The organism is Rosenbergiella gaditana (assembly GCF_018494065.1).
Taxonomy (GTDB): Bacteria; Pseudomonadota; Gammaproteobacteria; order Enterobacterales; family Enterobacteriaceae; genus Rosenbergiella; species Rosenbergiella gaditana.
Window position 1 is genome coordinate 239,680 of sequence record NZ_JABBFR010000002.1, and the last position, 22,875, is coordinate 262,554.

The 22,875-nt window shown below is 48.9% G+C and carries 20 protein-coding genes; 12 read left to right on the forward strand and 8 right to left on the reverse strand.

Features of this window, described 5'->3' with window-relative positions; all coding sequences use genetic code 11:
- Window positions 1–5 precede the first annotated feature (5 nt).
- From pyrC to acpA, 4 genes are all read left to right on the forward strand, one after another.
- Complete coding sequence (gene pyrC / locus HH682_RS02655; protein ID WP_214235966.1) at window positions 6–1,055, forward strand: dihydroorotase; 1,050 nt, start codon at window positions 6–8, stop codon at window positions 1,053–1,055.
- Window positions 1,056–1,159: 104 nt separating this feature from the next.
- Window positions 1,160–1,411 carry a biofilm formation regulator BssS gene (bssS, locus tag HH682_RS02660; RefSeq protein ID WP_214235967.1) on the forward strand — a complete coding sequence of 84 codons (252 nt, stop codon included), beginning with the start codon at window positions 1,160–1,162 and terminating at the stop codon, window positions 1,409–1,411.
- A gap of 85 nt (window positions 1,412–1,496) precedes the next feature.
- A complete protein-coding gene (gene solA / locus HH682_RS02665; RefSeq protein ID WP_214235969.1) occupies window positions 1,497–2,618 on the forward strand; it encodes an N-methyl-L-tryptophan oxidase in 1,122 nt (373 codons plus the stop codon).
- Between the two features lie 85 nt (window positions 2,619–2,703).
- A complete protein-coding gene (acpA, locus tag HH682_RS02670) occupies window positions 2,704–4,416 on the forward strand; it encodes an acid phosphatase (RefSeq protein WP_214235971.1) in 1,713 nt (570 codons plus the stop codon).
- 42 nt (window positions 4,417–4,458) lie between these two features.
- Here the strand turns inward: acpA and trhO are convergent, their stop codons facing one another.
- Window positions 4,459–5,517: an oxygen-dependent tRNA uridine(34) hydroxylase TrhO gene (gene trhO / locus HH682_RS02675; RefSeq protein ID WP_214235973.1), complete on the reverse strand. Its 1,059-nt coding sequence runs from the start codon at window positions 5,515–5,517 to the stop codon at window positions 4,459–4,461.
- A gap of 186 nt (window positions 5,518–5,703) precedes the next feature.
- On the opposite strand from trhO, the gene HH682_RS02680 reads away from it, so the two are divergent.
- Window positions 5,704–6,099, forward strand: a complete 396-nt coding sequence (locus HH682_RS02680; protein WP_214235974.1) for a MysB family protein — start codon at window positions 5,704–5,706, stop codon at window positions 6,097–6,099.
- On the opposite strand, the gene HH682_RS02685 is transcribed toward HH682_RS02680, so the two are convergent.
- Genes HH682_RS02685 through HH682_RS02695 form a run of 3 tightly spaced genes read right to left on the reverse strand, consistent with a single transcriptional unit; the run spans window position 6,100 to window position 10,489 of the window.
- On the reverse strand, window positions 6,100–6,330 hold the full coding sequence (locus tag HH682_RS02685; protein WP_214235976.1) for a YceK/YidQ family lipoprotein: 231 nt from the start codon (window positions 6,328–6,330) through the stop codon (window positions 6,100–6,102).
- 45 nt (window positions 6,331–6,375) lie between these two features.
- Window positions 6,376–8,931 carry a glucans biosynthesis glucosyltransferase MdoH gene (gene mdoH, locus HH682_RS02690; RefSeq protein ID WP_214235978.1) on the reverse strand — a complete coding sequence of 852 codons (2,556 nt, stop codon included), beginning with the start codon at window positions 8,929–8,931 and terminating at the stop codon, window positions 6,376–6,378.
- On the reverse strand, window positions 8,924–10,489 hold the full coding sequence (locus HH682_RS02695) for a glucan biosynthesis protein G (RefSeq protein ID WP_214235979.1): 1,566 nt from the start codon (window positions 10,487–10,489) through the stop codon (window positions 8,924–8,926). The genes mdoH and HH682_RS02695 overlap by 8 nt, the downstream gene beginning before the upstream one ends.
- Before the next feature lie 219 nt (window positions 10,490–10,708).
- Here HH682_RS02695 and mdoC point away from each other — a divergent pair, with 219 nt between their 5' ends.
- From mdoC to HH682_RS02720, 5 genes are all read left to right on the forward strand, one after another.
- Window positions 10,709–11,830 carry a glucans biosynthesis protein MdoC gene (gene mdoC, locus HH682_RS02700; RefSeq protein ID WP_214236059.1) on the forward strand — a complete coding sequence of 374 codons (1,122 nt, stop codon included), beginning with the start codon at window positions 10,709–10,711 and terminating at the stop codon, window positions 11,828–11,830.
- A gap of 24 nt (window positions 11,831–11,854) precedes the next feature.
- Window positions 11,855–13,339, forward strand: coding sequence for a SulP family inorganic anion transporter (locus tag HH682_RS02705; protein WP_214235981.1), 1,485 nt, complete (start codon window positions 11,855–11,857; stop codon window positions 13,337–13,339).
- 124 nt (window positions 13,340–13,463) lie between these two features.
- Complete coding sequence (locus HH682_RS02710) at window positions 13,464–14,027, forward strand: sugar dehydrogenase complex small subunit (protein WP_214235983.1); 564 nt, start codon at window positions 13,464–13,466, stop codon at window positions 14,025–14,027.
- 40 nt (window positions 14,028–14,067) lie between these two features.
- A complete protein-coding gene (locus tag HH682_RS02715) occupies window positions 14,068–15,723 on the forward strand; it encodes a GMC family oxidoreductase (protein WP_214235985.1) in 1,656 nt (551 codons plus the stop codon).
- 2 nt (window positions 15,724–15,725) lie between these two features.
- Entirely contained in the window at window positions 15,726–17,147 is a 1,422-nt protein-coding gene (locus tag HH682_RS02720; protein ID WP_214235987.1) for a c-type cytochrome, read from the forward strand.
- A gap of 49 nt (window positions 17,148–17,196) precedes the next feature.
- Here the strand turns inward: HH682_RS02720 and HH682_RS02725 are convergent, their stop codons facing one another.
- From HH682_RS02725 to HH682_RS02735, 3 genes are all read right to left on the reverse strand, one after another.
- The gene (locus HH682_RS02725) at window positions 17,197–18,357 is read right to left on the reverse strand and encodes an MFS transporter (RefSeq protein WP_338049298.1); all 1,161 of its coding nucleotides are present in this window, start codon (window positions 18,355–18,357) and stop codon (window positions 17,197–17,199) included.
- Window positions 18,358–18,482: 125 nt separating this feature from the next.
- Window positions 18,483–19,100, reverse strand: coding sequence for a 2OG-Fe(II) oxygenase (locus tag HH682_RS02730; protein WP_214235989.1), 618 nt, complete (start codon window positions 19,098–19,100; stop codon window positions 18,483–18,485).
- 67 nt (window positions 19,101–19,167) lie between these two features.
- Entirely contained in the window at window positions 19,168–20,655 is a 1,488-nt protein-coding gene (locus HH682_RS02735; protein WP_214235991.1) for an NCS1 family nucleobase:cation symporter-1, read from the reverse strand.
- Between the two features lie 235 nt (window positions 20,656–20,890).
- Here HH682_RS02735 and HH682_RS02740 point away from each other — a divergent pair, with 235 nt between their 5' ends.
- Window positions 20,891–21,646, forward strand: a complete 756-nt coding sequence (locus tag HH682_RS02740; protein ID WP_214235993.1) for an aspartate/glutamate racemase family protein — start codon at window positions 20,891–20,893, stop codon at window positions 21,644–21,646.
- A 21-nt stretch (window positions 21,647–21,667) separates the two neighbouring features.
- Here the strand turns inward: HH682_RS02740 and HH682_RS02745 are convergent, their stop codons facing one another.
- Window positions 21,668–22,057, reverse strand: coding sequence for a VOC family protein (locus HH682_RS02745; RefSeq protein WP_214235995.1), 390 nt, complete (start codon window positions 22,055–22,057; stop codon window positions 21,668–21,670).
- Between the two features lie 141 nt (window positions 22,058–22,198).
- Between HH682_RS02745 and HH682_RS02750 the strand changes: the two genes are divergently transcribed.
- Window positions 22,199–22,702: a DinB family protein gene (locus tag HH682_RS02750; RefSeq protein ID WP_214235996.1), complete on the forward strand. Its 504-nt coding sequence runs from the start codon at window positions 22,199–22,201 to the stop codon at window positions 22,700–22,702.
- Window positions 22,703–22,875: the final 173 nt, after the last annotated feature.

Consider the following 22,875-nt stretch of genomic DNA (forward strand, 5'->3'; position numbering starts at 1 on the left):
TATTGATGAAATCCCCTATTAACACGCTTACCCTTCGTCTTCCCGATGACTGGCATATCCATCTTCGCGATGATGAAATGCTCAACACTGTTCTTCCCTATACCAGTGCGCATTTTGGTCGAGCCATTGTTATGCCGAATCTGGTTCCGCCGGTCACTACCGTTCACGCCGCAGAACAGTATCGTCAACGTATTTTAGCGGCACTCCCTGCCGACCATCACTTTACACCGTTAATGACCTGCTACTTAACCGATAGCTTATCGGCCGACGAAGTAGAACTTGGCTTCACTCGCAAAGTCTTTACCGCAGCAAAACTCTATCCCGCACATGCCACCACCAACTCCAGTCACGGCGTCACCAGTATCGACCATATTGCCGGTGTACTTGAGCGGATGGAAGCGATCGGTATGCCATTACTGATCCACGGTGAGGTGACCGATGCGCATGTTGATATTTTTGATCGTGAAGCAAAATTCATCGACCAAGTCTTGATTCCACTTCGTCAACGCTTTCCTGCGCTGCGTGTTGTGATGGAACACATTACTACACGCGATGCGGCACAATATGTTCAAGAAGGCAACGAGCGACTGGCCGCGACTATTACCCCACAACACTTGATGTTTAATCGTAACCACATGCTAAGTGGCGGTATTCGTCCACATCTCTATTGTTTACCGATTCTTAAACGTAATATTCACCAACAAGCGTTGCGCGATGTCGTCGCCACAGGACATGCACGATTTTTCTTAGGTACTGATACCGCACCGCATGTGCAATCACGCAAAGAGTCGAGTTGTGGCTGTGCGGGTGTCTTCAATGCGCCGACCGCCTTAGCCGCCTACGCCAGTGTGTTCGATGAGCTGGGGGCACTTGAGCATCTTGAAGCATTCTGTTCAATTAATGGCCCGACCTTTTACCAACTGCCAGTGAATGAACAGACCATCACCCTACAACGTCAAGAATGGACCGTGCCACAGCATATTGCCCTAGGCAATGAGCAACTCATTCCGTTCCTCGCGGGGGAAACATTACCCTGGCAGGTCGTGCGCGAATAATCAGCAAGATGTAGAATCCATGCTATACTTCGTTCTTCCTGTGTAGCTAACGGGATACTTGTGACCTCAGTCTTCACACATGTTTGACGATTAAGGAGGTTAAGATGGAAAAAGAAAATAATGTGATCCAAACACATCCGTTAGTCGGTTGGGATATTAGTACTGTAGAAGATTACGATGCGATGATGATTCGTCTGCATTCCATCTCATCAGCCCAACAAACAGAAGAAGAAGCCGATATTGGTCCAGCGTATTGGATCACCACGGATGTGGCCAGGCAGTTTATTTCTCTACTCGAAGCCGGTATTGCTCGAATTGAAGAGTCAGAGACACAACCAATCAGGGCTAAGCATTAACTCTCCAAGGCACCTTTAGGGTGCCTTTTTCTGTCTCCTCCCCCTCGACTCTGCTATGCTGAGAAAAAAATAGCGGAGCAATGCAATGATTTACGATGTCATTATTGTCGGAAGCGGTTCAGTCGGCGCGGCAGCAGGCTGCTACGCCACCATTAATAACCTTAACGTATTAATGATCGATGCTCACCATCCCCCCCACAACCAGGGTTCTCATCACGGAAAAACACGCTTAATCCGCTATGCTTACGCCGAAGGTGATCGCTACGTTCCTCTGCTGCAACGCAGCAAAGTCTTATGGGAAGCGCTGGAAAAAACCTCTGCAACTACCCTATTTCGACGCAGTGGTGTCCTCTCTATAGCTCCTATCGACAGTCCGTTAATCCCAAAATTAGTCGATAGTGCTAAAACTTGGTCAATCGATGTCGAAACGCTAACTGCCAGTGACATTATGCAACGATGGGAAACCTTCGTCATTCCGCAGGAATATCATGGCGTTTTAGATAAAGACGCGGGCTATCTGTACAGCGAAAAAGCCGTAGAACAATGGATCCGCTTAGCACAAGAACAAGGCTGCGCGCAGCTTTTCAACTGTCCGGTCGAGTCAATCAGCCATTATGATGATCTCTATCGTGTCACCACGGCAGACGGTGACTACACTGCGCGTAAAATAATTATTACCGCCGGCAGTTGGGCGAAAAAGCTGTTACCCGATCTCCCTATCTCGCCAGTCCGTAAGGTAATGGCGTGGTTTCAATCAGATGGCCGCTTTAGTCATCATACACATTTTCCTGCTTTTACCGCACAGTTAACCGATGGTAGCCAATATTATGGATTCCCGGCTGAAGAGGATCAGCTCAAGGTGGCACGTTATGATGGTGGTCAACCGCTAAATGATGCCACAGAGTGTTTACCTTTTGGTCAGTATCCAACTGATGGCAGAGAGTGTTTCACCTTCCTCAAACAATTTTTACCGGGACAGAGCGCTTGTTTATTTGGTCAGGCTTGTAGCCATGATAACTCCCCAGACGGTGATTTTATTATCGATTATCTGGACGAGGATAAAACGGGATTAGTCATTAGCGGGCTGAGTGGGCATGGATTCAAATGCGCCCCTGCACTCGGAGAGATTGCGAGTCAATTCGCAATGGGAAATGAAATTGAAACTATCATATCGCCATTTCGTTTAACGCGTTTCGATAAAAGCTAAATTCCACTCCAGCGTTGCCATAAAAGCGTCACGTAACATCGGTATCGTGACGCTAACTTTTTCTTGTTAAGTACAAGGGTAATGCATGAAGTCGAAGAACGGAAACGCTTCCACGTCCCACTCAGCACATTCCACCGCGCCTGAAAATCCACAACGTCGTCGTCTATTGGCTGGTGCTTCGGCACTGGGAGTCAGTTCGACACTGCTTCCCCTTGGCGGGGCACAAGCTGGCCAGACAAAAAGCGCTGCAGCACGGCCTCTGACTGACTACACAGCCGCTAAACAGGCGGAGATCCTGCGTGAACAAGTGAAAAATATCGTGGTAATTTATGCCGAGAACCGAAGCTTTAATAACTTGTTTGCGAATTTTCCCGGCAGCCAACAGCCATTGAACCAACTGCATGAACAGGCTACCACTCAATATGATCGCGACGGCTCACGCCTCCCTCATCTGCCACCGATTTGGAAAGGCCTGGTACCGGACCCACAAGTCGTTAATCATAAACGCTACCAAATTTCACAAGAAGCAACTTACCTGACTGAGCTGCCCAATAAGCCTTTTGCGCTACAGGGGGATGATCAAGAAGCCCTACCACAAGGGGTCATCACCCGTGATTTATGGCATGTTTTCTATCAGAACCAGATGCAGATTAATGGTGGTAAAAATGACCGCTTTGTCGCATGGGCGGACTCTGGGGCATTAACCATGGGCTATTACGCAGATAGTGCTTACAACATGCGTTTATGGCAATTAGCGCGGGAATACACGCTCTGCGATAATTTTTTCCAAGGTGCCTTTGGCGGGTCATTCCTTAACCACCAATATCTGGCTTGCGCCCGAGCGCCCTATTATGCTGACGTCAAAAATTCGCCAGCGAAAGGGTTGGTTGCAGAATTAATGAGTGATGATCCCACTGATACCCGTTTAAAACCTTTAGCCGACTCTCCCACCAGTGCCTTAACCGGGATCCCTAAATTTGGACCCAGCCAAATTACGCCAGATGGGTATGCAGTCAATACTATGCAGCCTCCTTTCTGGCCATCGGCAAGCCGTGACCCCCAACGTCCTGATTATGCAGACGCCAGCAAAGCCAATGTTCTGCCTCCCCAACAACATCCCCATATCGGCGATAAGCTGGTTGAGAAAGGCATAGATTGGGCATGGTATGCAGGGGGGTGGCAGTTTGCTATCGATGACCAGAAGGACAGCATGGAATTTCCGCCACGTCCCGATTTTCAACTGCATCACCAGCCGTTTAACTATTTTGAGAACCTTGGCCCTACCCACCCTGATGCCAGAAAGCACTACTTGCGTGATGGCGGCTTGGGTGATTCCGCCACCACTAACCATTTTCTGGCCGATGTGCAGGCAGGAAAATTACCGCCGGTGACCTTTTATAAACCTCAGGGTAACCTTAATATGCATGCGGGGTATTCGGATGTGGAAGCCGGGGACCGTCATATTGCTCATATTATTGACCAATTACAGCGTAGCCCACAGTGGAAAAATAGCGTAGTGATCATCACCTTCGATGAAAATGGTGGCTGGTGGGATCCTGTCGCACCGCCAAAAGGCGACAGATGGGGACCGGGATCGCGCATTCCGGCACTGGTTATCTCACCTTTTGCGCGACGCGGACACGTTGACAATACTCAATATGACACCGGATCGATCTTACGTTTTATCAGTCGCGTACATGGCTTGCCGCTGCTGGACGGTTTAACCGCTCGCGATCGAGCACTGACGGCGCATGGCCATCAAAAAATGGGCGACTTGACGGCCGCCTTACAATTTTAGCCGTGCCATAATGTAAAAGCCCCTGCTAGGCAGGGGCTACACTTATGCGTCGTCTTTATTTATGGGGGTCGGCAGAGTCATGCGTAATAATCCTCGCGACTTATTGAAGATTTTATTACTGGTCTCACGTCCGGCACGACGTTGACGTTGCTCTTCGGGCGTTAATGCAGACTCCTCCAGACACTCTGGACTACAACAGCCACGGTATTTCACTGCGCACTCGTCACACTGAATAAACAACAGATGGCATCCATCATTTAGACAATTAACATGCGTGTCGCACGATGCACCACACTGATGACAATGGGCTAAGACATCCTCGGAGATACGTTCACCCATCCGCTCGTCAAACACGAAGTTTTTACCTTTGAAGCGCACAGGTAATCCCTGCTCACGCGCTTTACGCGTGTATTCAATAATACCGCCTTCGATATGATAAATATTGTCGAAGCCTTGATGCTTCATCCAAGCGCTCGCTTTCTCACAACGGATCCCGCCGGTGCAATACATCACGATTTTCTTCTCTTTTTGCTCAGCGAGCATCTCTACCGCCATCGGTAATTGATCGCGGAACGTGTCAGCGGGGATTTCCATGGCATTATCGAAATGACCGACTTCATATTCGTAATGGTTACGCATATCGACAAATACTGCGTCAGGGTCGTCTAACATCGTATTCACTTGGTCGGCTTTAAGATAATCCCCAACATCACTCGCATCGAAGCTTGGGTCGTCAATACCATCCGCCACAATACGCTCACGGACTTTCATCCGTAATACCCAGAAGGATTTCCCGTCATCGTCTAACGCAATGTTCATCCGTAAACCGTTTAGCGCAGGATCAAAGTCAAAAATTTGCTGCTTCATCGCCTCAAATTGACTTACTGGTACACTGATTTGCGCATTAATCCCTTCTGCGGCGATATAGACACGACCGAACACCTTAAGCGCAAGGAAAGTCTGATAGAGTCGATCGCGAAAATTTTGTGGATCATCAATGGTAAAATATTTATAGAAAGAGACCGTCGTGCGTGGCTCCGTCTCGTCCATCAGACGCTGCTTTAATTCTTTATTCGAGACAAGGTTATGTAACACTGGCATGGTGTTCGTCCTGTTTAGGGTATTGAAAAGGCGCCTATGATACCCGATAGCCCTACGCATCCCAAGTGTCTATCCCCACTTCATTCAGGAAAAACTGAAAAGTGATGAAAAATTCCCCCCTCCTCCCTCAGGCTGAAAAATATGTTCTATGCTTCATCTATTCCCACAGTGATTGAGGTTACGACAATGGATTTATTCACTACCTTAGACGAAGCAATAAGCGTTGCAAAAGAGACTTTTTTAGCCGATCACCCCGAAGTCGACGAGTTAAGTGCCTCGGTAAGCCAGTTCTCATTACAAAAATATGTGATGCAAGACGGTGACATTATGTGGCAAGCCGAGTTTGCTGATCAGGACGAAGCGCCCAGCGAGTGTCTACCACTCTACTTTGATGAGGCCGCCCAAGCTATCTGGGATAATGAGTATGACGAAGAGGAAATACTGGCCGAGTGGCAACCTGAAAATACGCTACACGAATGGGATGAAGGCGAATTTCAGCTAGCGCCCTCGACCGATAGTGAAGAAGGACGAGTCGCTGCCGAAGAGTGGGATGACGATAATACCGACTCTGAGCGCTGGTAATTACGGGTAATCACCGTGTTTGGCATCGATGGGTAACATAAAGGTGTCGACAATCAATGAAAGCGGTAAATCAAGAATCGTTAAAAAGCGCCAATACCCTTGGCGCAAATCCCATTGCACCCCGGGATAGTACTGATGCCCCTGCCCTTGTCCTGCCACACTGCGACTGATAATACTGCCACAGCCCGTTAGCATCACAATCGAGAGAATAATAAAGAGTCTTTTTATCATGACGGCTTGAACCCATTAAAAAAGGCGGCTTACGCCGCCTCTTTATCAGTTTACTTGTAAAGCGTTAGGATTGAATTCCACCTTGGCATAACTGTCATGCCATTGGCGGTACTTGTCCTGTTGTTGCCACAAGCGGCTGTGTAACCGAGCCAAGACAACGGGATCGCTGATGGCTAACAGACGTTGATTCGCCGTACTTTTCTCCGGAGACTCACTCAGCAACTGGTCAATTTGTCGCTCGCGAGCATGTTCAAGCAGATCGCTTTGCAAGTGACGAGCCGTGGCCAGTGCAGTAGCTAACGCATTGAAAGAAGGATGGAATAGCGCATGCATAAAGCCATTTTCTAACACACGTTGGCGGTTAAGCAGCACATAGCTATCGGTATCAATTAACTCTTGAGGGGGATCAAACTCTTCTGGAATTAAGAAAAGTTTAGCCCGACGAGAAGCCAAGCCGATGGTTGCTCGGCTAGAAATCACGGAGACCAGCGGTGATAAGATCAGTGATCCCACAATCGGCGCTAACCACCATAAGAAATTGAGATCCAAATAGCCCATTCCGGCAGCCCAAACAATCCCCAACAACATCTGAGAACCGTGACGGCGGAACGCTTCACTCCACGGTGTTGAGTCATCATCACGCTGTGGAGAGTCCCATACCGCTTTTAAGCCCAAGAATGCGCTCACCACAAATAGGGTATGGAATAGCATTCTTACCGGGGCCAGCAGTACGGAGAAGAGCATTTCCAGAATTAAGGAGATAAACACCCGAATAAAGCCGCCATAAGGTTTAGCCCCCTTACACCAAATCAACAACACACTCAGCATCTTCGGTAAGAAGAGTAGCACTAAAGTGGTAGAGAACAGCGCAATCGCCAATTCTGGACGCCAGTGCGGCCAGACCGGATAAAGCTGTCGAGGTTGTAAGAAGTAGGTCGGCTCCACCAAGGAGTGAACAACCTGCAAGGCGGTAGAGAGTGCCAAGAACATAAACCACAATGGCGCAGAAAGGTATGACATCACGCCCGTCAGGAATACCGCGCGGTGAACCGGGTGCATCCCTTTCACCATAAACAGACGGAAGTTCATTAAGTTACCATGACACCAACGACGGTCACGCTTAAGTTCGTCCAATAAGTTTGGCGGTAATTCTTCATAGGAACCCGGAAGATCATAAGCAATCCACACACCCCATCCGGCACGGCGCATCAATGCGGCTTCAACGAAGTCGTGCGACATGATCGAGCCAGCAAAAGACCCTTCGCCCGGAAGGGGAGCTAATGCACAATGCTCAATAAAGGGTTTAACCCGAATAATGGCGTTGTGCCCCCAATAGTGGGATTCACCCAACTGCCAAAAGTGTAGCCCCGCGGTAAAAAGCGGACCATAGACACGAGTAGCAAACTGCTGACAGCGTGCATACAGCGTATCCATGCCTGACGCTTTAGGCGACGATTGGATAATCCCTGCATTCGGATTGGCTTCCATCATCCGCACTAGGCCAGATAGACACTCGCCACTCATGACACTGTCGGCATCCAGCACCACCATATAAGCATAGTTTTGGCCCCAACGCCGGCAGAAATCATCGATATTGCCGCTTTTACGTTTTACACGGCGACGACGACGGCGATAGAAAATTTGCCCAGCCCCACCGACATCACGGACCAGTTCCATCCACGCTTTTTGCTCAGCAATCGCGATATCTGCATCATAACTGTCACTCAGAATATAGACATCAAAGTGCTCGCTATTGCCACTGCGAACTACCGATTCCCAAGTAGCCCGTAAACCGGCAAACACTCGCTGCACATCTTCGTTACAGATAGGCATAATCAGCGCGGTTCTATTCTCAGGGTTTAGCGGCTCATCACCCACCGTCCCATAGGAGATGCTGTACTTATCCTTACCGATCAGTAACTGTAAGAAGCCCATCAGCGCCGTCCAGAATCCTGCGGACACCCAGCAGAATAAGATAGCAAACAGGAAGAGAATGCCTGTCTGCAATACATAAGGAAGGATCTGTAACACCGCCTGTTTCCAGTCCGGCGTAAAGAGTTGTGTCGGGTCGATCAGCGTCCATCCTTGGTAAGGCAAAATGGTTTTCATATACCAGGTTGCCACAACAGTTTGCGCTAAGGTAAGGAACAACAGAATATAGCGACGTATTGTTCCAACAACTCGCCATTTCTCTTCTGAGTTGCGCGTTGGCGCATCTTGTAGACGCTCTCGTTGCTTACGCGATTTGCCACGCACTGAGCGCCATGCCCGGGTGATCGGGTTTGTTTCCCAACTGTCTGGGGACATCAGTGCGCGTCGTACCGGTGGCATTGCCTTCAATGTCGTGCGGTGCAGATCATCCTCAGCAAACTGAGTATCGTGATCTGTCGCCGCCGACCAAGCCATTCTCACGCGCGATGTAACTGATGCGAGCGGTGCATCATCATCACGCTCGCTGGCGGTAGAGTCGTTACCCAGTTGATGATGGAGCTGAGCAAAACTCTCTGGTGATGCCTCAGAGGTAAGCAATGAAGACTGTTCTGCCGCATCCAGCGGCAGAGTGTCAACATAGTGTTTGGAATTAAACGTTGATTTATTCATTGGCAGGTAACTGATAGCTCCACGTTTCGGTCAATGATTTTTCGTTGCTGGTTAACGCAGCACGCATCTCGGTCACTTGTTTAGGATCTTTCACACGTAAACGTAGGGTTAAACGCCAGCCTTTAGTCACTGGATTATAACGTACGTTTTGCTCAACGATTTCGCCATTTTTACCGATGCTCACTTGCGGAGCAATCTTCGCATCGCTAGACAGCTTACTTAAGTTTTTGCCCACAAAGTCGACTAAAAATGCAATGCTGCCGTCTGGCTGACGAACCAGATTCGACTGCTTAACATCGCCAGTAGAACGCAGGGTGTCTTGTACCCAAGCTATATTGTTATCGTGTAGCGCAGACTCATCACGAGTGAAATGAAGACGATAGTCGAATTTCATCTCTTTACCGGCTTGCGGTAACTTTTCCGGGCTCCAAAACGCGACGATATTATCGTTGGTTTCATCATTGGTGGGGATTTCAACTAGCTCGATGTGGCCTTTACCCCACTGTCCAATCGGCTCTACCCAGCCACTTGGACGTTTATCGTAGCGATCGTCAAGGTCTTGGTAATGGCTAAAATCGCGATTACGTTGCAGCAAGCCGAAGCCCTTCAAGTTCTCAACTTGATAAGTGCTCACGCCTAAACGACGCGGATTATTGATTGGACGCCAGATCCACTCACCGTTACCGTTGTGAATTGATAAGCCATCTGAATCATGTAATTCATTACGGTAGTTGATAACCGGTGACGGTTGGTTCGCACCAAACAAATACATGCTGGTCAGTGGAGCGATACCCAGTTTTGTGACGTTGTCACGAAGGTAAACACGTGACTGAACATCAACCGTACTCTCTTTACCCGGATGGATAATAAAGCGGTAAGCTCCGGTCGCACGAGGGGAATCGAGTAAAGCATAAATAGTGAGCTGCTTAGCATTCGATGTCGGACGTTCGATCCAGAATTCTTTAAAACGTGGGAACTCTTCTCCTGCCGGAACCGCAGTATCGATCGCTAGCCCGCGCGCGGATAAACCATAGGTTTGACCTGCGCCAATCACGCGGAAATAACTTGCGCCTAAGAAGCTACTGATCTCATCTTCTTTTTTACGGCTGTTGAGAGGGTATAATACTTTGAAGCCTGCGAACCCGAGGTTTTTAAGGCTATCCGCATCGTGCGGGACTTTACCGAAATCAAAGTACGAGGGGTCATAGTTGATTTCATGCACGGTAGATGCCGTAACTTCATTTATTTTGACTGGTTGGTCGAAATACATTCCTTCATGATAAAACTCGAGCTTGAAAGGTGTATGAAGTTTAGACCAGTAAGCTTTATCATGTTTGAATTGAATTTGTTGGTAATCTGCATATTTTAATTCACGGAGTTGTGAAGGCAAATTACTGTTCGGAGCTTGATAGCTTTTCTTCGCTAACGATTTAGCTTGTTTCGCGACATCGTCGATACTAAATGCCCAGCTATTGCTCGTGTAGAGTGCGACAAGTACTGCTGCGCCAACCCATTTGAGCTGTCGTCCTTTATTTGTAGTATCTTTCTTGATGAGCACATCGCCCCCTTAAAAATGTGTACCTAACTGACATAGCTTATAATAATTGATTCCTCAGCATTCTGACAGTCATCTTCGAGTTATAGTTTCTTTTTATTCAGAATGCCGGATTTTTCGGATAGTTTTACAAAACCCGATTTCACGCAAAGTTGTCTGATATACTTATTGTAATCTTAGCCGTAATCGTGCGAAATGCACCCTAGACGATGAGTATAGATGATGTCTACCCAACCCCAACAACGTGAATATTTTCTCGATTCTATCCGCGCTATTCTGATGTTGCTCGGTGTTCCTTTTCATGTCTCACTAATTTATTCTTCACAGCACTGGACGGTCAATAGCCCAACCTCATCGTTAGGGTTGACACTCTTTAATGAATTTATTCACTCTTTTCGCATGCAAGTATTTTTCGTCATTTCCGGCTATTTCTCTTATATGCTATTTTTGCGTTACTCTCCCCATCGTTGGTTAAAAGTTCGCCTCGAACGGGTGGGTATTCCTTTTTTAGCGGCAATCCCATTTATTACGCTGCCGCAATTTTTGCTGTTAAAAAATGTCTCTGATAAGTTTCCTAATTGGTCGCACTTTACGCTCTATGAAAAATATAACACGCTGTGCTGGGAGCTTATTTCTCACTTATGGTTTTTATTAATTCTCTGCTTATTAACGCTGATCGGTTATCGGTTATTCCATTTTCTTAAACACCATACTGAGCAATGGCAGCATAAACAGGTAGGTTGGTGGCAGGTTATTGGTGGACTGACGCTCAGTATACTGGCCTGGTGCTTACTGCGCCGCCTGCTGCTGCTCACCCTTCCGCTGGTAATGAAAGATGCGCTGATGAATATCGTCATCATGCAGGTATTGTTTTATCTGCCTTTCTTTATATTAGGTGCGTTGGCTTGGCAGATGCCGTCCCTTAAAGCGCTATTTATTAAGCCCCATCCGCTATTATGGATCGGTACAGTCGTGGCCTTTTGTGCCTACCACTACAATCAGCATTATAGCTCGGGAGACGGTTGGCTTTACGAACTGGATGCGTTGATCTCAATGGTGATGGGTATCTGCATGCTGAATATCTGCTTTAGCAGTGGTTACCGTTTGTTGAACAATCATTCACCCGCTGTCAGTTACTTAGTCAATGCCTCGCTGTTTATCTACTTAGTTCACCATCCTTTAACCTTGGTGTATGGCTTATATATCAGTCCAGCGATTCACAATAATTTACTCGGCTTTTTTGCAGGATTAATGATGGTTTTTGGCGTATCATTTCTCCTTTATAAGATCCATCTGCGCATTCCTGTGCTGAGATTCCTCTTTTCAGGCAAGAGCAATAAATAATAAGTCTTTAACAAGGTATAATTAATGGAACCCTGTTCTGCAGCAAAAGCTGGGCATGTTAAATCTGTGCTCACCTCCCCCGCCAAACTCATTACCGAGAGTTTAGCGGGTATCGTGACCGCCCTCGCCCTAATCCCTGAAGTCATTTCGTTCTCGGTGATTTCCGGCGTCGACCCTAAAGTCAGTCTTATTGCATCGTTCGTTATCTGCTTAACCCTCTCTTTCATCGGCGGCCGTCCCGCGATGGTGAGTGCGGCGGCAGGTTCCGTGGCACTGGTCATTGGGCCAATGGTGGCCGCTCATGGCGTGAATTACATCTTGCCTACGGTTGTGTTAGCGGGAGGATTGCAAATCTTATTCGGCGGGTTAGGTTTGGCGAGAATGATGCGCTATATTCCTCAATCTGTGATGACCGGATTTGTGAATGCCTTAGGTATCTTAATTTTTATGGCGCAGGTTCCCCATATTATCGGGCATGGTCCGATGGTGTGGCTGTTCTTCGCGGTCACCCTTGCCATCGTATTCGGTTTACCTCGCGTCTTTACGGCTATCCCTGCGCCGCTTATCGCGATTGTTCTACTCACGGCGGTCGTCGCCTATACCGGCATTCGTTTACCGAATGTCGGGGATGAAGGGAGCATGTCACCGGGGCTGCCTGGCTTTAATTCACTGCAGGTGGCACTTAACTGGCAAACGCTCAGTATTATCTGGCCGGCCGCAATCAGTGTGGCCTTAGTGGGACTGATGGAGTCGCTGTTAACAGCGAAACTGGTCGATGAACTGACCGATACCCCATCAAATAAGCACCGGGAATCTTGGGGATTAGGTATCGCGAATATTTTGTCCGCTTTTTATGGTGGGGTTGCGGGCTGTGCCATGATCGGTCAAACCATCGTAAACGTTGAATTGGGTAAAGCCCGAAGTCGCGTCTCAACCGTCGTTTCTGCCTGCGTACTGTTACTGTTAGTCAGTGTACTGAGTCAGGTTATGGCTAAAATACCGATGGTGGTGTTAGCGGCCATCATGGTTATCGTCTCAATTAAAACGGTTAATTGGCATAGCCTGCAACCGAAGACGCTACGTCGGTTACCGGTGAGTGAAACCCTTATTATGCTGTTCACCGTCGTCATTACGGTGTGGACCAGTAATCTTGCCCTCGGGGTAGTGGTCGGCGCGCTCTTTGCGACCCTACTTTTTGCAAGACGTATCAGTCATATTATCGTTGCTAAACGGTCACTTTCTGAGGATGGTCAACGCGTAACTTACCAAGTACAGGGACCCCTTTTCTTCGCCAGCAGTAACGACCTCTATGAGCACTTTGATTACGCTAACGATCCTAAACACGTCATTATCGACCTCTCCGCCGCGCAGGTGTGGGATGCCTCTAGCGTAAGCGTGCTTGATTCCATCGAACATCGCTATCATCGACACGGTTGTCAGGTGACATTGGTGGGACTTGCTGGACGCAGCGAAGCCATTCATCAACGCGTTTCCACTCATCGGCAATAAGACTGTGCGGTAAGTCACTTTGGCTTACCGCTGCTTTCGTTAATCCTCAATCAATATAAAATTTTTACATTTAAGACGTATTTCACTATATTACGTGAACTTTATCACACTCCGTTTTAAGACCATGACTCCTAACCTACCTCACTCAAATTGTGACGCCACTGGTACCGATACCAATCGCCGTCGATTCCTGAAAAACTCGCTTATTGTTACTGCAGGCTGCTTTGTCACCTCACTGCCTCTTAGCGGACTTGCGCAGAATACTTCCTCCTCTGGTGATGTTTTGCGTGCCTTTATACGTGTCACACAAACCATTACTGAGCATAAGCAAATCAATGCCGAACTCGCGGCACATTTCTACAATGCCTTCGTCAAAAAAATGCCTGAGTTTGCTCAACAGATGCATCCGTTAGTGCAGCTCATCAACGATGGCATGAGTGCCACCGCCTTTGCAGAGCAAGCACATCGTGCAGGTCTACAGACACTGCTGCAGCAAATTGTGACCGCGTGGTACACCGGTACAGTCGGCGATGATTACCACGGCATCTTGGTCAGTTACCAGCAAGCTTGGATGTATCGCACGGTGAGTGATGGATTGGTTGTTCCAACCTATTGTGGTAATGGCCCGCTATGGTGGACCGCCCCGGTACCCGACGCGAACAATATGGCCGTGATCGACGCGCTGTAATCCCTTATTCGTACAACCTATAACAATAAAATTAATGATTATGAAAAAACCAGAATTTACTGCAAGCGGCGATGTGAGCGCCGATGTTGTGATCGTCGGATCAGGCATTGTCGGCGGTATGATGGCCGATCGACTGGTCGCACAGGGTTATTCCGTCTTGGTACTTGAAGCAGGGTTGCGGATTACCCGCGCCCAAGCGGTGGAAAATTGGCGCAATATGCCGTTTGCGAATCGTGCGGGTTCCGATTTCCAAGGGCTTTATCCGCAATCACCGCTTGCGCCGGCCCCGCTCTATTTTCCACCGAACAACTACGTCAATGTCACCGGTCCTAGTGCGGGGAGCTTTCAACAAGGCTATTTGCGCACAGTCGGGGGAACGACATGGCACTGGGCAGCCTCTTGCTGGCGTCACCACCCCAGCGATTTTGAAATGCAACGTAAATATAACGTAGGACGAGATTGGCCGATCTCCTATCACGAATTTGAGCCTTGGTACTGTGAAGCAGAATATGAGATTGGCGTCGCTGGACCACAAGATCCGACTATGCAATCCCCTTCTGAGCGTAGTCGCCCTTATCCCATGGATATGGTGCCTTTCGCCCATGGCGATAACTATTTTGCCAGCGTGGTAAACCCCCACGGTTATAACTTAGTCCCCATCCCGCAAGGACGTAGCACGCGCCCTTGGGAAGGTCGTCCAGTCTGCTGTGGCAACAACAACTGCCAGCCTATCTGCCCGATTGGCGCAATGTATAATGGTATTCATCATGTGGAACGTGCCGAACGCCAAGGCGCTGTCGTACTGTCGGAATCAGTCGTTTATAAAATCGATACTGACAGCCAAAACCGCATTACCGCCGTACATTGGCTCGATAACCAGAAAGCGTCACATAAAGCGACCGCCAAAATGTTCGCCCTTGCGTGTAACGGAATTGAAACTCCGCGTCTGTTACTGTTAGCCGCCAACAAGGCTAACCCTACTGGTATTGCCAATAGCTCCGACATGGTCGGCCGTAATATGATGGATCACTCTGGGTTCCACTGTAGCTTCCTTACCGAGGAGCCCATGTGGCTAGGCCGTGGACCGGCACAGAGTAGCTGCATGGTGGGGCCTCGTGATGGTGATTTCCGTCGTGATTACTCGGCGAACAAGATGATCCTTAACAATATTTCGCGCGTAGTCCCTGCGACTAAGCAGGCATTAGCCAAAGGGTTAGTCGGCAAAGCGTTAGATGAAGAGATTCGTTACCGCTCAACACACGGCGTCGACCTATCGATAAGCTTAGAACCGTTACCCGATCCCGATAACCGGCTCACGCTCAGTGCTGATCGTAAAGATGCACACGGCCTAGCCTGTCCGGATATTCACTACGATGTCGGCGATTATGTACGTAAAGGTGCAGAAGCGGCTCATGACCAATTACGTCACATCGGTTCACTGTTCAATGCGAAAGAGTTCAACATCACCACCAGCCTTAATGCGAATAACCACATTATGGGTGGCACCATTATGGGCGATTCAGCGAAGAATGCGGTGGTAGACAGTAATTGTCGCACCTTCGACCATGAGAACCTCTGGTTACCGGGTGGCGGCGCAATCCCTTCAGCCAGCGTGGTAAACAGTACCCTCACAATGGCCGCGCTAGGATTAAAAGCCGCCCATGATATGGCTCAGCGTTTGAAGGGGGGAGTATAACCATGCGGCTCAATAAAACATTGGCGTGGTTACTGACCTTAATGGCTATCAGTCCGTTAACTTACGCACAGGTAGCACAAGATAACGGCGCAGCGCTGATCGCACAGGGCGAGAAAGTGGCCATCGCCTCAGACTGTCAAGCCTGTCACACCGCTCCAGGAAGTAAAACTGCTTTTTCCGGTGGCTACGCCATCGCTTCACCGATGGGAGCTATCTACGCCACCAATATTACCCCGTCAGCGCAAGGCATTGGTCAGTATAGTGAACAACAGTTCGCTAAAGCCGTGCGGGAAGGCGTTCGGGCAGACGGCGCACATCTCTACCCGGCAATGCCTTATACTTCCTATCATTTAATGACCGACCAAGACGTGCATGCGCTCTATGCTTATTTTATGCATAGCGTCAAACCTGTGGATCAGGCGAATACGCCGACTCAACTGACTTTCCCATTTAACCTTCGCTTTAGTATGGGGATGTGGAATGCCGTCTTGGGTCGTACTGATAGCTTTAAGGTTGATCCGAGTAAAAGCGATGAATGGAATCGCGGTAATTACCTGGTTAATGGCCTTGCACACTGTGACACCTGTCATACCCCGCGTAACTTTATGATGGCGGAGAAACAGGATCAGCCGCTTGCTGGCGCACCTTTGGGCAGTTGGTATGCACCAAATATTACCGCAGATCCTATCAGTGGTATTGGCGGATGGCGAGAAGATGAACTGGTAAGCTACCTCAAAACGGGACGCGCTGTAGGTAAAAACCAAGCGGCAGGTGGCATGGCAGAAGCCGTAGAGCACAGCTTGCAATACCTACCGGATAGCGATTTGAAAGCTATTGCCGTCTACCTTAAACACACGACACCGATCCGTACTGAAGGGGAGGCGGCGCCCGCTTACTCTTATGGTCACCCGGTCAGCGTCGAGCAGGAAATCCGTGGCAACGCGGCGAATAATGCGTACAACGCCCTGGACAATGGTGCCAAGCTGTTTAGTGGTAACTGTGCCAGCTGTCACCAGCCGGATGGTGCGGGCAGTCCAAATCAAGCCTATCCATCGTTGTTCCATAATACGGCTACTGGAATGATCCACCCAGATAACTTGGTCTCTGCCATTTTATTTGGTGTGAGACGGACGACTAAAGACCACGATGTCTTAATGCCCGCGTTCAGTTCACCGACTTACGTCGATCAACTGAGCGATCAGCAAATTGCCGATATCAGTAATTATGTGCTGCATAATTACGGTAATCCGCAGGTAACCGTGCAAGCGGGCGATGTAGCGTGGATGCGTAAAGGAGGACGTTTACCTTTCTTGGCGGCAGCACAACCTTACGTTGTACCGGGAATTGCCGTGGGAATTGTCGTCGTTATCTTGCTAATAATTGGCATTCGATTACGGCGGAGTCGTCAAAAACATAAGTCTTAATCGTCTTTCCCGGCCCCCCTAGGGGGCCGGGATGATGAAAAGGCGAATGCTACTGCTTCACCCGCAACGACAGTAAGAAGATAATCAGCCCCATCACCGCTAATGCCGTCCCGACCCATGCCGTTGAGACCCACCCCAAGCCTGCATCAATCACTACACCGCCAAGGAACGCGCCTAAGGCATTGGCCATATTGAGCGCCGAATGGTTCATTGCTGCGGCCAGCGTTTGTGCTTCACCTGCCACATCCATCAACCGTATTTGCAAAGACGGGATAAGTAAGCCGGCAGTACCGATAAGAAAAGCGGCTAAGAAGCCGGTCAGCACATACTTGGAGAGGAAACAGAACAGCACCATGATGGCGATATTCCATAACAAAGAGAGTCCTATAGTTTTACCGACACTCCAATCGGCAAACTTTCCACCCAAGGTACTGCCGACAATCATCCCTAAACCAAATGCGGCCATCACCCATGGAATTTGTGCTTCACTCATCCCTGCGTAGTGGATCATGGTAGGGGTGATATAACTGAAGACGGCAAACATTCCGCCAAATCCTGTGGCCCCGATAAGTAAGGTCAATAAGACTTGTGGTTTTTTGAGCGCGGTTAACTCCCGTAAAGGGTGCGCCGAGCGGTCCCCTTCGCTGAAAGGGACATAACGGATAATCATGATCAGTGACGCTAAGGCACAGGTCCCGACAAACCAAAAAGCCAGTTGCCAGCTTAAGTGGTGACCAATCCATGAGACGACTGGAACGCCGAGTAGCGTAGCCACGGTTAAGCCTAACATCATTCGACCAATCGCTTTACCTCGCTGATGCGCGGGCACCATGGAGGCCGCCACCAGTGAGGCCACACCAAAGAAGGCACCATGAGGTAGACCAGTAATAAAACGCATCAGCACAAAAGAGAGATAACCCGGCGCCAGTGCGCTGGCCACATTTCCCAAAGCGAACAGCCCCATTAACGCAATCAGTAAACGCTGACGTGACACGCGTGAGAAGAGTACGGCGATAAGGGGTGCACCCACTACTACACCCAATGCATAGCTACTGATTGCATCGCCCGCTCGCGTTATTGAACTGTGTAAACCGTGCGCCACGTCCGGCAGCAATCCCATTATCACAAATTCACCCGTACCAATGGCAAAGCCGCCAAGGGCTAATGCAAGCTGGGCTAATCCGAGATGTTCAGTTTTCGTTTGTGACACAACGACCTCATTACGTTTCTGTGTGAATAAAAGCTAGGCAGATTTGCCACATAAAAAAAAAGCAAGCCACTAGTATGGCATGCTGATCACATTTCTGAAAATTAAGGTGAAAATTTTATGTTGGACTAACTGTAAAAATAATCTTGCCCTTGATGTCGGACAAACCATCCTGTCAATGCCATCCGTTCAACATGAGTGGGCAGGACTTCGTGCAATATTTGTTCGGAGAGGAAACAGATCATACTACCCGCTACCGGCTCAATCACCTTCTGACCTTCAGGAAGGTGCAAACAGAGTTGACCACCATTTTCAGGTCGCCAGTTTTGGTTAATATAGAAAATGAGTGTTACTGCGCGACGTTTATCTTGAGCAAAGCAGTCATAATGCGGTTTATAGAATGCACCTTGAGGATAGCGCGAGAAGTGCCCCTCAAACCCATTCAACCCCAGATAGAATTCTTGGTTAAGCAGTTGCTGTATCTCGTCAACTAACGATAAGTAATAGACGATAGCCGGGTCGGTTTCGCGCGAATCAATCCAACTGATACTGTCTGATCGAATGGCTTCATTGATAATATTTTTTATCCCTTGGCCAATGCCTGCTTGTAAGAACGTCCGTTTATGACAGAGATCCGCTAAGGCAGTGACCCATTCGCCCGGAATAACATTTTGTTGGGCGTACCAACCGTGCTCACATAACTGCTCAATAAGATCGCTTGAGTTAACCATAATCGACTGCGACATCCACAACCTAAGGGATGCGCAGTATACCTTCAGTTTCGATTAGGCACTATGTCTTCGCCGTAAAGAATCAGGATTCTTTACCTGCGACTAAACTTGATAACGCCGATGACTGTGGGGCGCGGACTTCACGCGGATGCAATATAAAATGCGCCCCCCCGGCAATCCCGACACCAATAAACCAACTAAAATTCGCCACAGCATGTAAGCTCGGAATAAAACTGATCACTAAGCCGATGACTACCGCTGGCACCAATGCCGCGACGGCACGCAGATTCACCCCACCTTGGTACCAATAACGTCCTTGTTTTGAGGCAGTGAACAGATCATCAACATCAATATTACCGCGTTTTATCAGATAAAAATCGCAGAGCAAGATACCAAATAGCGGCCCGATAAAGGCACCCAGAACATCTAAGCTATAGTGGATCAATTCTGGAGATTGGAACAAATTCCAAGGTGTCAGCAGCACAGATCCGACTGCTGCAATCATCCCGCCCATCCGAAAGCTAATTTTTTGCGGGGCGCAGTTAGAAAAATCGAAGGCTGGGGAGACAAAATTCGCGACAATATTGATACCCACAGTGGCGGTAATCATCGTTAATAATGCCAGCGCCATCACCACCCCATTTCCTGTATGGGCGACCGTCTCAATCGGGTCAGTAATCATCTGACCATATAAACTTTTGGTACCGGAAACAATAATGACCGTAATGACCGAGAACAGTAAGAAATTGAAAGGTAGCCCCCAACGATTTCCGCGACGTACCTCTTTCATTGACTTACCGTACCGAGCAAAGTCACCAAAGTTAAGTAACGGACCCGAAAAATAGGAGACCACCAGCGACACCGCAGTGATCATCTGCCAGGTCTGTTGCGAAGTACTGAGTGCTTTATCCGATAAGGTTAATGAGATCCCTTTCCAACCGGTTTGCGAAATAATCCATACCGCTAAGGCCAACATGACGATATACACCGCAGGACCTGCAATATCGATAAAGGCTTGAATGGTCCGCATTCCGCGCCAGAATACCAGCGCTTGTAAGCACCACATTACCGCGAAACAGATCCAGCCTAGCGCCGATAAGCCGACAAAATGCGGCACAGTCAGCGGCGTTAGGTTTGGCCAAAATTTAAGCAACACCAAGAGTAAGGCATTGGAGGCTAACCAGGTTTGGATCCCGTACCAAGCGAAAGCAATCAGTCCGCGGATGACAGCAGGGATATTGGCACCGAATACGCCGAAGGCTTGACGGCAAACTACGGCATAGGGCACCCCTGTAAGTTGGCTAGGTCGCGCGATTAAATTAGCGGCCACCTGCACAATACCGATCCCGACCAGTAAGCAGAGCAATACTTGCCAGCCTGCTAAGCCCAATGCAAAAAAACTGGCAGCGACCACATAACCGCCCATGCTATGGATATCCGACATCCAGAACGAGAAGATATTATACCAAGACCAGTGCGGGTTTTTGACCGGAGCCAAATCATCGTTAGTCAATTTTGGGCTGTAACTGGCCGGGTAACTGTGCTGTGTTGTCGAATCTTGCTGCGCCATAGTGCCATCCTCGTGAACGAAATCGAACTGATGACTCTAGGCTGCAAATAACATACCAATTCTTTTTTTCTTGAAACAATAATTTCACTGCCGTACGCTTGGCCTGTTCCGGCCTCTCTTCTATTCAGTGGCTGAGATCAATTACACCTTGCCGTCACACCCGAAGATTCATTAGAGTGCACTAACGCCCGGGCTGCACAGTCAGCGTGCAACCCCCCTTTCCTATGGAGACTTTATGCGCCGCCACCGTATTCAATTGATTAACCCTAATACCAGTCAAGCCATGACAGAGACAATGGCAAACACCGCACGCAGTATTGCGGGATCGCGTCTGGATATTGACGCCGTATGCCCTAAAGAAGGTGTCCCTTCCATTGAGGGGCATTTCGATGAGGCCGTAGCAACACTGGGCATTTTGCAGCAGATCCGTGCTGGCGAAGATCGCGGTGTGGACGGCCATATCATCGCCTGCTTTGGCGATCCGGGGTTACTGGCGGCGCGTGAGCTGGCGAAAGGCCCAGTGCTGGGGATTGCTGAAGCGGCTATGCATGTTGCAAGCTTAGTGGCGACGCGTTTTTCCATTGTCACTACCCTGCCGCGTACCGTTATCATTGCCCGTCACCTTCTTCATCGTTACGGCTTCAACGAGCAGTGCGCCGCCGTTCATGCCATCGATCTGCCGGTATTAAGCCTAGAAGATGGAAGTGGGTTGGCGCAACAGAAAGTCCGTGAATACTGCCTAAACGCTAAACATAACGATAGCGTCGGCGCGATTATTTTAGGCTGTGGCGGAATGGCTGATCTGGCAACGCAACTAAGCGAAGAATTGCAGATACCGGTTATTGATGGCGTGGGCGCAGCGGTCACATTATTAGAATCGCTGCTAAATTTAGGCGTCACCACCAGTAAATGGGGTGATCTTGATTTTCCCCGCAACAAAGGCATTACCGGTCCTTATGCACAATGTTTGGTCCCTGCGCCGAACAGCTAAGTGTTGGTTTTTATGCAACGCTTAGCTCGCTGCGACCATCATGGGCGTCGCAGCCGCGTAGTCATTACAAGTCACTTCTAAGGGGTTCCCGCAGAGGTCTTCGAAGTAAATCGACCAGGTCAAGTGATGGTCGACCACAGAATAAGCCACCTTGTACTTCTGTAATCTATCCACTAGTGTGGCTACCTTTATCGCCTGAATCACGAACGCAATAGTGTTACCGGGTTTGGGCGATTGCCGTTGAAAGAGAGAGAGCGAAGCGGCCGCACAGCGGATAACAAAGGGGCCTCCTTGTTGATACCACAGGGCAAAAGTAGGATCATGTTCAAAGCCCAAAAGTTGCCGATACCACGCTGCTGCCGCAGGGACATCCTCAACATAAACATGCACGTGGTCTAACGCATCAATCATCGTCTTTTCTCCTCAAATCCTTACCCTGCCGCAGGAAACAAAAAGTTTCAACCAACTGCGCACTGGCGGATAAAATGCCCCTCGCTTTTTGGTGCCGGGCATTGGATAATCGGTGATTATCCCTGATGCATGGAGCACACCATGGCACTCCCTTGTTTATCGACGTTACTCTCCTTCAAACGTTGGGCCGACCAGCAAACCTTAGCCGCTATCGCGACAATAGATGACCGGCAGTATGCTGAACAAAAAAAAATTATGATTAGATTGATGAATCATATTTATGTAGTTGATGCAATTTTCAAGGGAAACCTGCAAGGCATCGACCACGGTTATCAAGCGTTAAACACCGTTGACACCCCAACGATTACCGACCTTTCCCAAGCGATGGATCACTGTAGTGAGTGGTATCTCTCCTATGTCGACCAGTGGTCAACCCCTACCCACCCAATCTTATTCACCTTTGTCGACGGCGGGCAAGGTTCGATGAGCGCAGTGGAGATGGTCGAGCACATTCTGCATCACAGCAGCTATCACCGTGGTGCTGTTGGCTGGCTGATTTCTCAGGCCGGTGGCGTTGCCCCCAAAGATGTCCTCAGTGTTTTTCTGCGCGACCATGCTCAATGCTCCGAGAGTAATCCGTATTAAGTTGGCTGACTACCCCGCATCGGTGGGAGTAGCTCACCGATAATTCGTGCACACGATAAAAAAAATAAATCGCCACAAAAAAAACTTCATTTTTTGATATCGATCATACTTTCACTTTTTTACGAAAAGCGTAATATAACTTTCACGCCAACTTGTGGAAACGCCACCATGTT